Origin of the sequence: Cryobacterium sp. MLB-32 (assembly GCF_000738085.1) — a bacterium.
In the GTDB taxonomy this organism is placed as follows: Bacteria; Actinomycetota; Actinomycetes; order Actinomycetales; family Microbacteriaceae; genus Cryobacterium.
In genome coordinates this window covers 1-13,476 of record NZ_JPRS01000198.1, presented here as the reverse complement: position 1 = coordinate 13,476, position 13,476 = coordinate 1, and the positions used below count along the sequence as shown (strand labels likewise).

Genomic DNA, 13,476 nt, shown 5'->3' with positions numbered 1-13,476 from the left:
GCGGGCGACACCCCGGCCGTGAGCCTCGCGCACGGCCTGCTCGCCGGCCTCGACGAGATCGCCGACGTGGGACGCGACGCGGTGCGCGGCGGCTACTCCCGGCACCTCTGGCAGGGCGCGGACCTCGAGCTGCGTGCCTGGTTCACCGAACGCGCCACCCGCCTCGACCTCGACGTGGAGACCGACCGTAACGGCAACCTCTGGGCGTGGTGGGGCGCGCCCGGAACGGATGCCGTCGTCACCGGCAGCCACCTCGACTCGGTTCCCGGCGGCGGCGCGTACGACGGCCCCCTCGGCGTGGTCTCCGCCCTCGACGCCGTCGCCCGCCTCAAGGCGAGCGGATTCGTGCCGACCCGACCGTTCGCCGTGCTCGTGTTCGCCGAGGAAGAGGGGTCCCGCTTCGGCGTGGCCTGCCTCGGCTCCCGGCTGATCAGCGGCGCGATCGACGCGGATGCCGCCCGCGCGCTCACCGACCGCGACGGGGTGACGCTCGCCGAGGCATCCGCCCGTGCCGGACTCGACCCGACCCACCTCGGCGCAGACCCCACGGCGCTCGGCCGCGTGGGCCTGTTCATCGAGCTGCACGTGGAGCAGGGTCGCGGCCTGATTGACCTCGGCCGGCCCGTGGCCGTCGCCTCGTCGATCCTCGCCCACGGGCGCTGGCGCCTGAGCTTCTCCGGCCAGGGCAACCACGCCGGCGCCACGACCATGAGCGCCCGGCGCGACCCGATGATCGCGGCGGCCCGTGCCATTGTCGCCGTGCAGGATGCCGCCGCGGACAGGCCCGGAAGCCGCGCCACCGTGGGTCGCTCGAGGTGGTGCCCGGCGGCACCAACGTGATCGCCAGCACCGTGCACGCCTGGCTCGACGCCCGCGCCGAGACCGACGCCGAGACCCGCGCCCTCGTGACCGAGATCACCGTCCGCACCGTCGCCGAAGCGTCACTGAACGGATGCTCCGCCACCGTCACCGAGGAATCCTGGGCCCCGCGAGTGGCCTTCGACAAGGCCCTGCGCGAACGATTCGCACTCGCCCTCGGCGACGTACCGCGCCTGTCGAGCGGGGCCGGCCACGACGCCGGTGTGCTCGCCGGCCGGGTGCCGAGCGCCATGCTCTTCGTACGCAATCCCACGGGCATCAGCCACGCCCCGGAGGAATTCGCCGAGCCGAGCGACTGCGTGGCCGGCGTCGAGGCCCTCGAACAACTGCTGCGGGACCTGCTGTGAGCGGGGGCCCGAGCACGCGAGCGGCCGAGCACACACCCCGTCCCGCACCCGCCCACACGCGGCAGGCCGCGATGAGCCGAGCGAGCACATCGTTCTGGTGCGAGACGCTCGTGATCGACGGCGTTGCGACCGAGGGCGTGCGGCTCGAGGGCGAGACCGGCCGCATCCGCCGCGTCTGGCCCGGAGTGGCGGCTGAGCCGGCCGACGTGCGCCTCGGCACCGTGCTCCCCGGCCTCGCCAACGCGCATTCGCACGCGTTCCACCGGGCGCTGCGCGGCCACACCCACGCCGACGGCGGCGATTTCTGGCGCTGGCGCGAGCGCATGTACGGTGTCGCGGCCGGGCTCGACCCCGACTCGTATTACGACCTCGCCCGTGCGGTCTTCGCCGAGATGCTGGTGAGCGGCTTCACGGCCGTGGGCGAATTCCACTACGTGCACCACCAGGGCGACGGCTCCGCCTACGACACCGCGCACGCGATGGAGCTGGCGCTGGCGGCGGCGGCGCGAGCCGTGGGCATCCGCCTCGTGCTGCTGGACACCGCCTACCTGCAGGGCGGAATCGCGCAGGACCTCGCGCCCGAACAGCTCCGGTTCGGCGACGGCTCGGCCGCCGGCTGGCTCGCACGCTGGCACGGCCTGCGCGACCGGCTCGATGCCGACGACTCACGCATCGGCTACGATCGCGAACCGGAAACCTCGTCCGCTCCCGGTTCCGCTGGCCGGGTCGTGCCGCTCGGGCCGACAAGCGAGGATCCCCTCGTCACGCTCGGCGCGGCCCTGCACTCGGTGCGCGCGGTGGCCCCCGACTCAATGCGCGAGATTCTCGCCGGGCTCCCCGCCGACGTTCCCCTGCACGTGCACCTCTCCGAACAGCCACAGGAGAACGCCGACTGCGAGGCGGCCTTCGGGCTCACCCCCACCGGGCTGCTGCACTCGCTCGGCGCCCTTGCCCCGCGGCTGAGCGCGGTGCACGCGACGCACCTCACGGACGACGACCGGGCCTTGCTCGGCGCCGCCGGTGTCACCGTGGTGATGTGCCCCACGACCGAGGCCGACCTCGGCGACGGCATCGGCCCCGCCCGCGACCTGTTGCGCGCCGGCGCCCCGATCGCCCTCGGCTCCGACCAGAACGCCGTGATCGACCCGTTCCTTGAAATGCGCGGCCTCGAGATGGGCGAACGACTCGGGTCCGGCGAGCGCGGGCGCTTCACGCCGGCCGAACTTCTCACCGCGGGATCGACAAACGGCTACGCCGCGCTCGGACTCGGCCGCTCGGCGCTGCACCCCGGGGATCCGTGCGACCTGGTCGAAATCGCCACCGACAGCATCCGCACCGTCGGTTCGCGCCGTGACCAGCTGCCGCTCACCGCGACGGCCGGTGACGTGCGGCGCGTGATCGTGGCCGGCCGGGTCGTGGCCGACAGCGGGCGGCTCGTGCAGTCCGGCGATGCCGAGCTGCGCCCGGAGGCCCTGATGGCACACGCGCTCGACCGGTTGTCGCGTCTGAACCGGCTCGACGATCGGTCGACACACAACTCTCCCGGAGGCACCCCATGACCACCGAACTCGTGACCAACATCGGCGAACTGACCACGCAGAACGACGACCGCGAACGCCGGCACGATGCGGCGCTCGTGATCGGCGACGGGCGCGTGCTCTGGATCGGCCCCGCGGCCCAGGCGCCCGCGGCCGATACGCGAACGGATGCCGGTGGTCGCGCGGCCCTGCCCGGCTGGGTGGACACGCACAGCCACGTGGTGTTCGCCGGAGACCGGTCCGCGGAATTCGAGGCGCGCATGGCCGGCCAGGCGTACGCGGCCGGCGGCATCAACGCCACCGTCGCGGCGACCCGCGCGGCCTCCGACGAACAGCTGGCCACCACGGCCCGGGGGTTGCGCGACGAAGCAGAAGCACAGGGCACCACGTTCCTCGAGACCAAGACGGGCTACGGCCTCGACCTCGAGAGCGAGGTGCGCAGCGCCCGCGCCGCGGCATCCGTGGCGGATGTCGTGACGTACCTCGGTGCGCATATCGTTCCGGCGGGGGTGGACCGCCGCGACTACCTCGACCTCGTCACCGGGCCGATGCTGGATGCCGTGCGTCCCTACGTGCAGTTCATTGATGCGTTCTGCGAGGCGGGTGCCTTCGACGTGGAGGAGACCCGCGAGGTGCTTCTGGCCGGCCGCGCGACGGGTCTCGGCCTGCGCGTGCACGGCAACCAGTTGGGCTTCAGCGGCGGCGTTCGCCTCGCCACGGAACTCGGCTGTCTCAGCGTCGACCACTGCAACCACCTCGACGCGGCCGACGTGGACGCCCTCGCCGGCTCCAGCACGGTCGCCACCCTGCTGCCGGCGTGCGACCTCTCCACTCGACAGCCGTTCCCGCCCGCGCGGCAACTGCTGGATGCGGGCGCATCGATCGCCCTCGCGTCGAACTGCAATCCGGGCAGCTCGTACACAACGTCGATGCCGTTCTGCGTGGCGACCGCCGTGCTGCAGATGGGGTTGACGATCGACGAGGCGGTCTGGGCCGCCACCCGTGGCGCGGCGAAGGCCGTCAACCGCGAGCACGGAACGGATGCGGTGGGGTCACTGCGCGTGGGCGGTCTCGCGGACCTGCAGCTCCTGAATGCCCCGAGCGTGGCGCACCTCGCGTACCGCCCCGGCGTGCCGCTCACCCACGCGGTCTGGCGCCGGGGCATCCGCCGCTGATCAGTACGCACGGCTCAGCGGGTCTCGGTCTCGAGACGCGCCGTAGACGGCGTTCCTCGACCAGCGGAATGGGGAAACCGCGGCGCATTTCCCCATCCCAGGTCGAGACCCCGAACGTCGGGGCGAGAGTCGCTAGGCGCGAGCCTTGCGCCGAATGATCGGCACCGAGGCGAGACCGAGACCGAGGGCCAGCACGCCGGCGGCCGGCCACAGGAGCAGCGCGGGCGCGTCGGTTCCGGTTGACGGCAGCGAGCTCGTGCCCGTTCCCGTGCCTGTTCCCGTGCTCGTGCTGTTGCTCGCCGGCCCCGTCGGGACATATGTCGCGGCGTTGGCAACGGACGGCACAGCGAAGAATGCGAGACCCGCCAGCGCTAACGCCGCTACTGTCTTTTTAACCATGATGACAACTCCCTGCCCGAATTGAAGAGCCCAATTGCCACGTAGTATAGGCCGATTGAGCGTGCCTCACTATAGGGTTCAGCGACAGATGTTTTCGAGCACTTTCGGGGGGGCACTCATCACGATGGGGGTGCCGACGACAGCCAGGTCCCCGTCGAACGGAGCGTCACCGGCCCACGCAAAGCGCAGCACCGTACTCTCGCCCGGGGCCAGTTGCACCGTCACCGTGCTCACGGGATACCCGCTGTCGCTCGCCTCATTGTGCTCAACGGCCGCGTCATCACGGGTAAGTCCGGCGTTGGCCATGCCGGGGGCGCCGTAGGCGGACACAATTGTCTGCACGTTGCCCGGCGTCACGCCGTACTCTCCGCCCCCCGTGGCCCGCGACGACAGGGCGGTTCCCGCATCCGCCGGCGCCGTGTTGGTCAGCGTCACGCTGACCCCATAAGTGGGGCGACCATCTGCGCGGCAGCCCCCTTGACCCACGGCGGTTTTCACATCTAGGTACGTATCCATCTTTCCGCCGGTGGCATCGTTGAGATATACGCCGAACCGGGTGGTCTGGGCGTCGCTCGCCGGGCGCTCGCCCGACATGGTCGTGCCCGCCAGAATCTGCTGCTCGGAGTCGTGCGCGCTCCACACCAGCACGCGGCCCTCCGAGCCGGCGCGCGCGAACGCCTCGAGCAACGTCACCGGGTCGACCTTCCCCGCCGACACCGCACTGAAAACGGAGGCCGCGGCGCCCGCAAAGAAGATGTCCTGCTGCACCTTGTCCGCGTAACGCGCATACACGTCACGCAGGAGCAACTGCACCGCGTTGTCGGCGGTGATGATGTCCCCCGAGTCCAGGGTGATCGGGCCGGTCGCCGCCAAGAGATAGCCGAGCGTGGCGGGGTCCACGGTGAGCACACCGTCGACCTCGAGTCCGAACTTGAGCCGCCAGATCTCGCGGGCGAGCGCCCCGGTGAGTGAGAAATCGGGCGTCAGGTTGGTGTTTTGCACGTAGCGACCCGTGACATCGCCGAAGATGCCCGCGGTGTCCACGGGCAGGGGAAGCACGGATTCCGGATGCCCCCCGATGAATTCCTCGCTCGAAGCCTGCTGAGCGAGGGTGATCGCGCCGTTCTCGGTGTGGATGATCGCCATCGCACCGGATACGCCGCCCGTCGCACGCAGCTCCCCCGGGTTCTGCACCAGAAGCAGGTAATTGCGCGGTCCGGCCGCCCCGAGCATGTCGGGCAGCAGCTGCACGGCCCGGTCCAGCGTGTCCACACTCGCGGCGGCCGCCGACACGACCGAATCGAGCTCGGCCACGGCATCCGTCACGGGAGCGAGGGTGTTCGCCGTGTCGATGAGTCGCACGTCGTCGCGCGCCCTGGCCAACGCCACGTTTGCGGCGCTGATCTGGGGCCGCACCGCGAGCAGTGGCGTCAGATCGAGCGTGCCCTCCTCGGGTTTGAAGTCGGACAGCCTCACGTCACCCACAATCTGGGTGAGCGGTTCCACGACGTTCCGTGTCAGATCATCGACGATGGCCGAGACTTCTCGCACCGAGGTGAGATTGCTGCCGACGACCGGCACGAGTTCGAAGGCGCGCCAGATGGGATCACTCGTGAGCGTGACGGCGCGAGCGGCGTGCGGCGCGAGCGTGTTGACGGTCTCGCCGGCGGCCTCCCCGTCGCCCGCCACAATCTCGGTGCGAATCTGGGTGGCCAACGGAATGGCGCTCTGCAGCTCGTCTTTGGCCATCACGGCGCGAACGCCCACCCACACCGAGGCGGCCACCACCAGGATCACCACGGCAAGCACGATGCGCAGCGCCATGGATGTGCCGCCGAACATGCCTTTTCGGGGGGATTCGAGTGCCGGCGTCGGTTCCATGTCAATAGTCAAGCAGAGCACGTGTCACTCTCACGCTGGGCTTGTCCCCAGTTCACGGCACATTTCGGCCCCCGGAGGTGGGAGTATTCTGACGTCGTTCAGGCACGGTCGCGAGTAAAATTACGCTGCTGAGCGCCTGAGCTGATCCACCTCCTCCAAGCAAAGGATTGTGGCCTATGACACACCGCACACTCGTCATCGTGGGGCAGGGTTACGTGGGGCTTCCCGTCACGATGCGTGCCGTCGAGGTGGGCTACAACGTGGTGGGCATCGATCTCGACGCCGACCGCATCGGCAATCTGCGCGGCGGCATCTCCTACGTCGACGACGTGAGCCACGACCAGCTGCGGGCCGCGCTCGCCACCGGGCGCTATCTCCCCACCACCGACTACGCCGACGTGGCCGGCTTCGACGTGGCCGTCATCACGGTTCCCACGCCGCTGCGGGACACCCTGCCCGACCTCTCCTTCATTGAAGGGTCGAGCGCCTCCCTCGCCGAACACCTCACCCGCGGCGCCACGGTGATTCTCGAATCCACGACCTACCCCGGCACGACCGAAGAGATGCTCGTGCCGATTCTGGAGAACGGTTCGGGGCTGCAGGCCGGACGCGACTTCTACGTGGGCTACAGCCCCGAACGTATCGATCCCGGCAACAGTCTGTGGGGCTTCGTCGAGACCCCGAAGGTGGTGTCCGGCATTGACGCGGATTCGCTCGCCCACGTGAAGGCCTTCTACGACGAGCTCGTGAACCAGACTGTTCCCGTGAGCTCTCCGAAGGAGGCCGAACTCACCAAACTGCTCGAGAACACCTTCCGCCACGTGAATATCGCCCTCGTCAACGAGCTTGCCATTTTCGCGCACCAGCTCGGAGTGAACGTGTGGGAGTCGATCGAGGCGGCCGGAACGAAACCCTTCGGGTTCATGAAGTTCACCCCCGGACCTGGCGTGGGCGGCCACTGCCTGCCCGTCGACCCCAGTTACCTGTCGTGGCAGGTAAAACGCAAACTGGGTCAGAATTTTCGCTTCGTCGAACTCGCCAACGACGTGAACGACCACATGCCGCAATATGTCGTGCAGCGCATGCTCGAGCTGCTGAACGAGCGCGGTAAGCCCATGAAGAACTCGCGGGTTCTGCTGCTCGGGCTGGCCTACAAGAAGAACACCGGCGACATCCGCGAGGCCCCGTCGCTGCACCTCGCAGACCTGCTGCGCGGGTATGGAGCCGCGGTGAGCGCGGTCGACACCCACGTGGAGAGCCATCGGTGGCCGGCTGGCATCGCCCAGACGACCCTGACCCGCGAGTCTGTCGCCGCCGCCGACATCGTGGTGGTTCTCACCGAGCATGACGAGTTCGACCTCGGGCTGCTCAGTGAGAGTGCCACCCTCGTGCTCGACACCAAGAATTGCGTTCCCCCGTCCGTTCCGGCCGCGGCCGCGACCAGCGTGCACCGCCTCTGAGAACGTTGACGGCGATGGAGGTTTTGATCACCGGCGGGTGCGGTTTCATTGGTACGAATCTGGTTGACCGGCTCGTGCGGGAGCCGACCATCGACCGGGTGCGCACCCTGGACAACTACGCCACCGGCATCCGCCGCACGGTCCACGACCCACGGGTGCAGGAGATCGAAGGCGATCTGCGCGACGTCGACGCCGTGCTGCGTGCCAGCGCCGGTGTGCAGGCGATCGTGCATCTGGGCGCGCTGCCGTCGGTGCCCCGGTCCCTGCACGACCCGATGAGCACGAATGCCGTCAACGTGACGGGCACCCTGAACGTGCTCGAGGCCGCCCGCGCCAACGGAGTGGAGCATGTGAGCGTGGCCTCGTCGTCGAGTGTGTACGGTGCCAACCCCGCCCTGCCGAAGATCGAGTCCCTCGCGACGCTGCCGCTGAGCCCGTATGCCGTGAGCAAGCTCGCCACCGAGGCCTACGCCAACGCCTACGGCACGAGCTTCGGGCTGCCCACACTTGCGCTTCGGTTCTTCAACGTTTTCGGTCCGCTGCAGCGAGCCGACCATGTGTATGCCGCGGTCATCCCCAAGTTTCTCGCCGCGCTCAAGAACGATGAGCCGCTCACGGTGTTCGGAGACGGCGAGCAGTCCCGCGACTTCACCTCGGTGCACGCCGTGACGGATACCCTCACCAAGGCCCTGCTCCGCACGGTCACCTGCCCGACGCCGGTGAACCTCGCCTTCGGAACACGCACCTCGCTCAACACGGTGATCGAGCTGCTGCAGCGGATGCATCCACGCCCCATCGCCGTGAACTACCTGCCGCCACGCCCCGGCGACGTGGCGCACTCCCAGGCGAGTTCGGCGCTGCTTGACTCACTCCTCCCCGACGTCGAGCGGCCGGAATTCACGGCGGCCCTGCGTCAGGTGTACGACTGGTACATGGGGCTGTGAGCGAGGCGAACAGCGAGGCCACGAGCCGGTCAAGCGGGGCGGCCCTCCGTACCCGAGCGCTCCTGCTCGGGATCGCCACCGGCCTCGGCTCGCGCGTGCTCACCCTCGCGGCGCCGCTGCTGACCATTCCGGTGACGCTGCACTATCTCGGCGCCGACCTCTTCGGTTTCTGGATGATCGTGACCTCGATCACGGCCATCGGAATGTTCGCCGACCTCGGTCTCGGCAATGGTCTGCTCACCCGACTGGTGTGGGCGGTCGCGGAACACGACGCTGAACGGGCCAAGACCCTGGTCAGCACCGCCTACCTCACGCTCGGGGGTGTCGCGCTCATGCTGCTCGCCGTGATCTGGCTCGTGGTGCCGAGCATCGACTGGCAACGCATCGAGTCGCAGAGCGCCACCCTGCAGCCTGCCACGGCGCAGGTCGTGGCCGGGCTCGCCCTCTCGGCCTTCGCGATCACCATTCCGCTCTCCCTCGTGCAGCGGGTGCAGTACGCGCTGCAGGAGGCGTGGAAGAGCAATACGTGGCAGGTGGCCGGCGCGATCGCCACGATCGCCGCGGTCTACGCCGCCGCCCTCCTCGATCTCGGTGTCGTGGCCGTGATCGCCGCGGCCGTGTTCGCCGGCCCCTTCGTCATCCTGCTCAACAACGTGTTCTACTACGCGGTGAGCCACCGCGAGCTGACCCCCACCCTGCGCACCGCCTCCACCTCCGCGGCCGGGTCACTGTTGCGCGTGGGGTTCGCGTTCTTCTTCCTGTCGATCCTCACCTCGGTCTCTCTTAACGTCGACAACCTGATCGTCGCCAAGGTCGCCGACCTGCCCACGGTCAGCCAGTTTGCGATCACCACCAAGCTCTTCGCGCTGCTCGCCCTCGCCGTGACGCTCGTGGCCCTGCCGCTCTGGCCGGCGAACGGCGAGGCCCTCGCCCGCGGCGACGTCAGCTGGGTGCGTCGAACCACCAGGGCCATGGTGCTGTTTTCGGTGGGCGCCGTCGCCCTCGGCGGCATCGTGCTCGTGCTCGCCCGCAACCTGATCGCGCAGCTCTGGCTCGGCGACGGCCACGGTATCTCCCTCGGTCTTGCCCTCAGCCTGACCCTGTGGTCGATCGTGATCGCGTTCTGTTCGCCGTTCTTCAGCGTGCAGAACAGCGTGGGTCGGCTGAGCTACCAATACGTGGGTTGGGGGCTGTTCGCGGCCGCGTCGATCCCGCTCAAGTTCCTGCTCTACCCGCTGCTCGGCCTCGCCGGTATCCCGCTGGCCGGCGTCGCGGCGTACCTGATGTTCCTCCTGCCCACCGCGCTGCTCGGCTACCGGGCCACACTCAGCCAGGTGGTCGCCCATGACTGAGTTGCACGTGGCCTACGTGGGGCCGGTCAGTTTCGGCTCGTCGTCGGCGGAGGCGCAACGGATGCTCGGCATCGCCCAGGCACTCCGGGCCGCGGGCGACCGGGTCAGCGTGGGCTCTGCCGCGTGGCCGGGCGAGGACATCCCGTCGCAGGGCGATCCGGGGTTGACGGTGACACCCGTGGGTGAACTGCCGTTGCCCGGCTGGCCCAAACTGCGCCGGGTCTGGCGCGGCCTGAGCTGGGGCCGCGCCACCCGCGAGTGGATCGAGCGGCTGGAGCCTGCCCCCGACGCAATCGTTCTGTACGGCACCTCGATCGGGTATCTCCTGCGGTTGCTTCCACTCGCCCGCCGCCGCAGGATCCCTCTGGTCATCGACGCGGTCGAGTGGTACCAGGCCTCGCATCTTCCCGGAGGGAGCCTCGGCCCCTTCGCCCTCGCCAATCAGGTGTCGATGCGTCTGCTGGCGCCGCACGCCACCGGGGTGATCGCGATCAGCCGCTTCCTCGGCGCGCACTTCGACGGCCGAGGCGTGCCCGTGCTGCGCATTCCCCCCCTGTTCCAGACCGATCGGGGCGTGCCGGTGCGGGCGGCACCGCCGCATCCGCTGACCGTCTCGTACCTCGGTTCGGCCGGCAAGAAGGACCGCCGCACGATCCGCAGCCTCGTGCTGCTGCCGGGAGCGCTCGGAGCGGATCCGGGCCAGCTGCGCGTGAATATCGTGGGCCTCACCGCGGCGGCCGCGGCACAGCTGCTCGGCGGCGATGCCCCGGTCGAGCACCCTTGCCTGCACTTTCATGGACGGCTTCCGGCCGCCGACGCCCGCCGGGTGATGGCCACGAGCCATTTCTCGGCGCTGCAGCGGGGCAGGGAGCGCTATGCGCGCGCCGGGTTTCCGTCGAAGGTGCCCGAGAGCCTGGTGCTCGGTGTTCCCGTGCTCGCCAACCTCACGAGCGACCTGGGCGACCATCTCGTGCACGGCGTCAACGCCCGGGTGCTCAGCAATGATCGGCCGGAAGCGCTGGCGGCGGCCGTGGCCGCCGCTCTCACCGAACACTATGCCTTCGACCGGGAGGCGATTGCCGAGTCGGCTCGGGCGGTCTTCTCCCCGGCCCGCTACTCCCGGCCGCTGCACTACTTCCTCGTGCGACTCACCGAGGTCGCAGCCCGGCGGGAACACGTCACCCGCGCCGACGATCCCGGGCGCTTCGACCGGCGAGGACACGCGCATGGCCGCTGACTCGACCCGGCAGACTCCGCCCGCGGTGAAACTGCATTTTCGCCCCGACATCAATGGGCTTCGGGCGCTGGCGATCGTGCCGGTGGTTTTGTTCCACGCCGGACTGCCGGGTTTCAGTGGCGGCTTCACCGGCGTGGACGTGTTCTTCGTGATTTCCGGGTTTCTGATCACGTCGAACCTGCTGCGCGAGGTCGATCGCACGGGTCGGCTGCGCCTGGGCTCGTTCTGGGCCGCACGGCTGCGCCGGCTCGCCCCGGCCCTCTCGGTGATGATCGTGATCACGGTGCTCGCCAGTCTCGTCGTGCTCTCCCCGCTCGAGTGGGCCGCACTCGCTCAGCAGGCGGCGGCCTCGGCACTCTACGTCTCCAACGTGCTCTTCGCCGTGCAGTCCTCGAACTACTTCGCCGACGGCCTCGACCAGAGCGTGCTGCTGCACACCTGGACCCTCGGCGTGGAGGAACAGTTCTACCTGCTCTGGCCGGTGATCATTCTGGGCGCCTGCTGGCTCGCGAGGCGTGGCCGCGGCGGCCTGCGCCGCACGATCGTGGCGGCTTTCGCCGTGACCCTGCTGGCCTCCTTCGCGCTGTCGATCTGGCAAACAGGCGCCCACCCCACCTGGGCCTTCTACCTGCTGCCCAGTCGCGCCTGGGAGTTCGCGGCGGCGGGGCTCCTCGCCGCGCTTCCGATCGGCGCCCGCGCGCTTCGACGTCGAACACGCACCCTGCTCGCCGTGCTGGGTCTGGCCCTCGTGCTCGCCGGGGTGTTTCTGCTGAGCGACGCCGTGCCGTTCCCGGGGGTGGCGGCGGTTGTGCCCGTTCTCGGCACGCTGCTGCTCATCCTGGCCGGCACTCCCCGCGGTGACGGCGTGCCGGAGTCCCCTGTGCTCGTGAGCCGCCTGCTCGGCACGGCTCCGCTGCAGTGGATCGGCTCCCGATCATATTCCTGGTATTTGTGGCACTGGCCGGTGATCATTCTGGCGATGGCGGCCCTGCGCACGCAGTCCGCGGCGGTGGGGAGCCTCGCGGCCCTGGCCAGCCTCGGGATCGCCGTGCTGAGCTATCGATTTGTGGAGCAGCGGGCGCGGGCGGATGCGCGGCTCGTGGCGTCGGTTCCCCTTACCTTCACGGTGATGGGAACGAGCGCCGCGCTGGTACTGCTGCTCGCCGGCGGAGCATATGCCGGTGCAAGCATGGTGACCGCGAGCGAGGCCCTCGCCCCCTACCAGGCCGCCGTTACGGCGCGGGGGCAGACCGACTGCCACGAACAGACGACGGCCGACAGCGGCATCCGCTACTGCGTGGCGGGCGATACGACGGCGGAACGCACGGTGATGCTCGTGGGAGATTCCCATGCCGGCATGTGGCAGCAGGCCCTCGGTGCCGCGGCGCAGGCCGAGGGGTACCGGCTGGTGACCCGGTGGTTGTCGGCGTGCCCGGCGATTCCGGTGGCCGTCGTGAACGCGGAGGGTGTGCGTGACCCGGAGTGCGAGCAGTACCGCGCCAACACCGTGCGGCTGATCGGAGAACAGCGGCCCGATGCGGTGGTGATCGTCGATGCGAACAGCTACCTGGGACGGGTGATCAGCGACACCGGCGAGGCGATCTCACCGGAGGCGCAGGGCCAACGCTGGGCCGCGGCGTACAGCCAGTTCGTCGCGCAGATACGCGGCTTCGGCGCCGTGGCGGCCTCGGTGGAAGATAATCCACAGCTCGGCTTCAACCCGGTGCTCTGCCTCACCCGAGTCTTCGGCTCAGCGGAGAACTGCGCGCCCGACCTCGCCGATGCCCTCGCCACGACGGACGTGCTGCGCCGCGCCGAGGCCACCGCGTTGGATACGCTGCACGTGACACCGCGCCTGCTCACCGTGCAGCGGATGTGCGACGGCCGGTCATGCCGGGTTCTGGTGGGCCGCGACCCCATTCTTGCCGACCAGGGCCACCTGTCGTCCGCGTTCACCACGCTGCAGATACCCGACCTGCAGGCCTTCCTCCGCACCGCCATGGCCGAGGCCTCCCCTTAGCGGCACCCGCCGGTCGAGGCGCGAGGCACGAGCGCTTGGATCGAGCCTGTCGAGATCGAGACCACGCAAGACATCCCTCAGACCCAAGACCGGCCCACGAGGCCTCGATCGCTCCTTCGTCGCGCCTCGACCAACGAGAAAGACCGGCCCACGAGGCCTCGATCGCTCCTTCGTCGCGCCTCGACCAACGAAAAAGACCGACCCACGAGGCCTCGATCGCTCCTTCGTCGCGCCTCGGCCAACG

Annotated in this window: 11 protein-coding genes; 9 read left to right on the top strand and 2 right to left on the bottom strand. The window is 69.5% G+C overall.

Annotation, left to right across the window (positions count from 1 at the left end):
• The 4 genes from JF66_RS15735 to hutI form a co-directional block, all read left to right on the top strand.
• The coding region (locus tag JF66_RS15735) for an allantoate amidohydrolase (RefSeq protein ID WP_369798047.1) at positions 1-840 on the top strand (840 nt) is incomplete at its 5' end.
• On the top strand, positions 819-1,226 hold the full coding sequence (locus JF66_RS25405) for a M20/M25/M40 family metallo-hydrolase (protein WP_369798046.1): 408 nt from the start codon (positions 819-821) through the stop codon (positions 1,224-1,226). The genes JF66_RS15735 and JF66_RS25405, both read left to right, overlap by 22 nt.
• 71 nt (positions 1,227-1,297) lie before the next feature.
• A complete protein-coding gene (locus JF66_RS15730; RefSeq protein ID WP_051973629.1) occupies positions 1,298-2,785 on the top strand; it encodes an amidohydrolase family protein in 1,488 nt (495 codons plus the stop codon).
• Positions 2,782-3,939 (top strand): imidazolonepropionase, encoded by a 1,158-nt coding sequence (hutI, locus tag JF66_RS15725; RefSeq protein ID WP_035879511.1) that lies wholly within the window; start codon positions 2,782-2,784, stop codon positions 3,937-3,939. The genes JF66_RS15730 and hutI overlap by 4 nt, the downstream gene beginning before the upstream one ends.
• A 132-nt stretch (positions 3,940-4,071) precedes the next feature.
• Here the strand turns inward: hutI and JF66_RS15720 are convergent, their stop codons facing one another.
• Together JF66_RS15720 and JF66_RS15715 are read right to left on the bottom strand one after the other, a co-directional pair.
• Positions 4,072-4,338 carry a hypothetical protein gene (locus JF66_RS15720; RefSeq protein WP_156109848.1) on the bottom strand — a complete coding sequence of 89 codons (267 nt, stop codon included), beginning with the start codon at positions 4,336-4,338 and terminating at the stop codon, positions 4,072-4,074.
• A 78-nt stretch (positions 4,339-4,416) separates the two neighbouring features.
• Positions 4,417-6,219: a DUF4012 domain-containing protein gene (locus JF66_RS15715; protein ID WP_081882442.1), complete on the bottom strand. Its 1,803-nt coding sequence runs from the start codon at positions 6,217-6,219 to the stop codon at positions 4,417-4,419.
• A gap of 176 nt (positions 6,220-6,395) precedes the next feature.
• Between JF66_RS15715 and JF66_RS15710 the strand changes: the two genes are divergently transcribed.
• Genes JF66_RS15710 through JF66_RS15690 form a run of 5 tightly spaced genes read left to right on the top strand, consistent with a single transcriptional unit; the run spans position 6,396 to position 13,232 of the window.
• Positions 6,396-7,679 carry a nucleotide sugar dehydrogenase gene (locus tag JF66_RS15710; protein ID WP_051973627.1) on the top strand — a complete coding sequence of 428 codons (1,284 nt, stop codon included), beginning with the start codon at positions 6,396-6,398 and terminating at the stop codon, positions 7,677-7,679.
• 14 nt (positions 7,680-7,693) lie between these two features.
• The gene (locus JF66_RS15705; RefSeq protein WP_051973626.1) at positions 7,694-8,623 is read left to right on the top strand and encodes an NAD-dependent epimerase/dehydratase family protein; all 930 of its coding nucleotides are present in this window, start codon (positions 7,694-7,696) and stop codon (positions 8,621-8,623) included.
• On the top strand, positions 8,620-9,975 hold the full coding sequence (locus tag JF66_RS15700; protein ID WP_051973625.1) for a lipopolysaccharide biosynthesis protein: 1,356 nt from the start codon (positions 8,620-8,622) through the stop codon (positions 9,973-9,975). Before JF66_RS15705 ends, JF66_RS15700 begins: the two co-directional genes overlap by 4 nt.
• Positions 9,968-11,212 carry a glycosyltransferase gene (locus JF66_RS23755; RefSeq protein ID WP_035879509.1) on the top strand — a complete coding sequence of 415 codons (1,245 nt, stop codon included), beginning with the start codon at positions 9,968-9,970 and terminating at the stop codon, positions 11,210-11,212. Before JF66_RS15700 ends, JF66_RS23755 begins: the two co-directional genes overlap by 8 nt.
• The gene (locus JF66_RS15690; protein ID WP_051973624.1) at positions 11,202-13,232 is read left to right on the top strand and encodes an acyltransferase family protein; all 2,031 of its coding nucleotides are present in this window, start codon (positions 11,202-11,204) and stop codon (positions 13,230-13,232) included. The genes JF66_RS23755 and JF66_RS15690 overlap by 11 nt, the downstream gene beginning before the upstream one ends.
• The last annotated feature ends 244 nt before the right edge of the window (positions 13,233-13,476 follow it).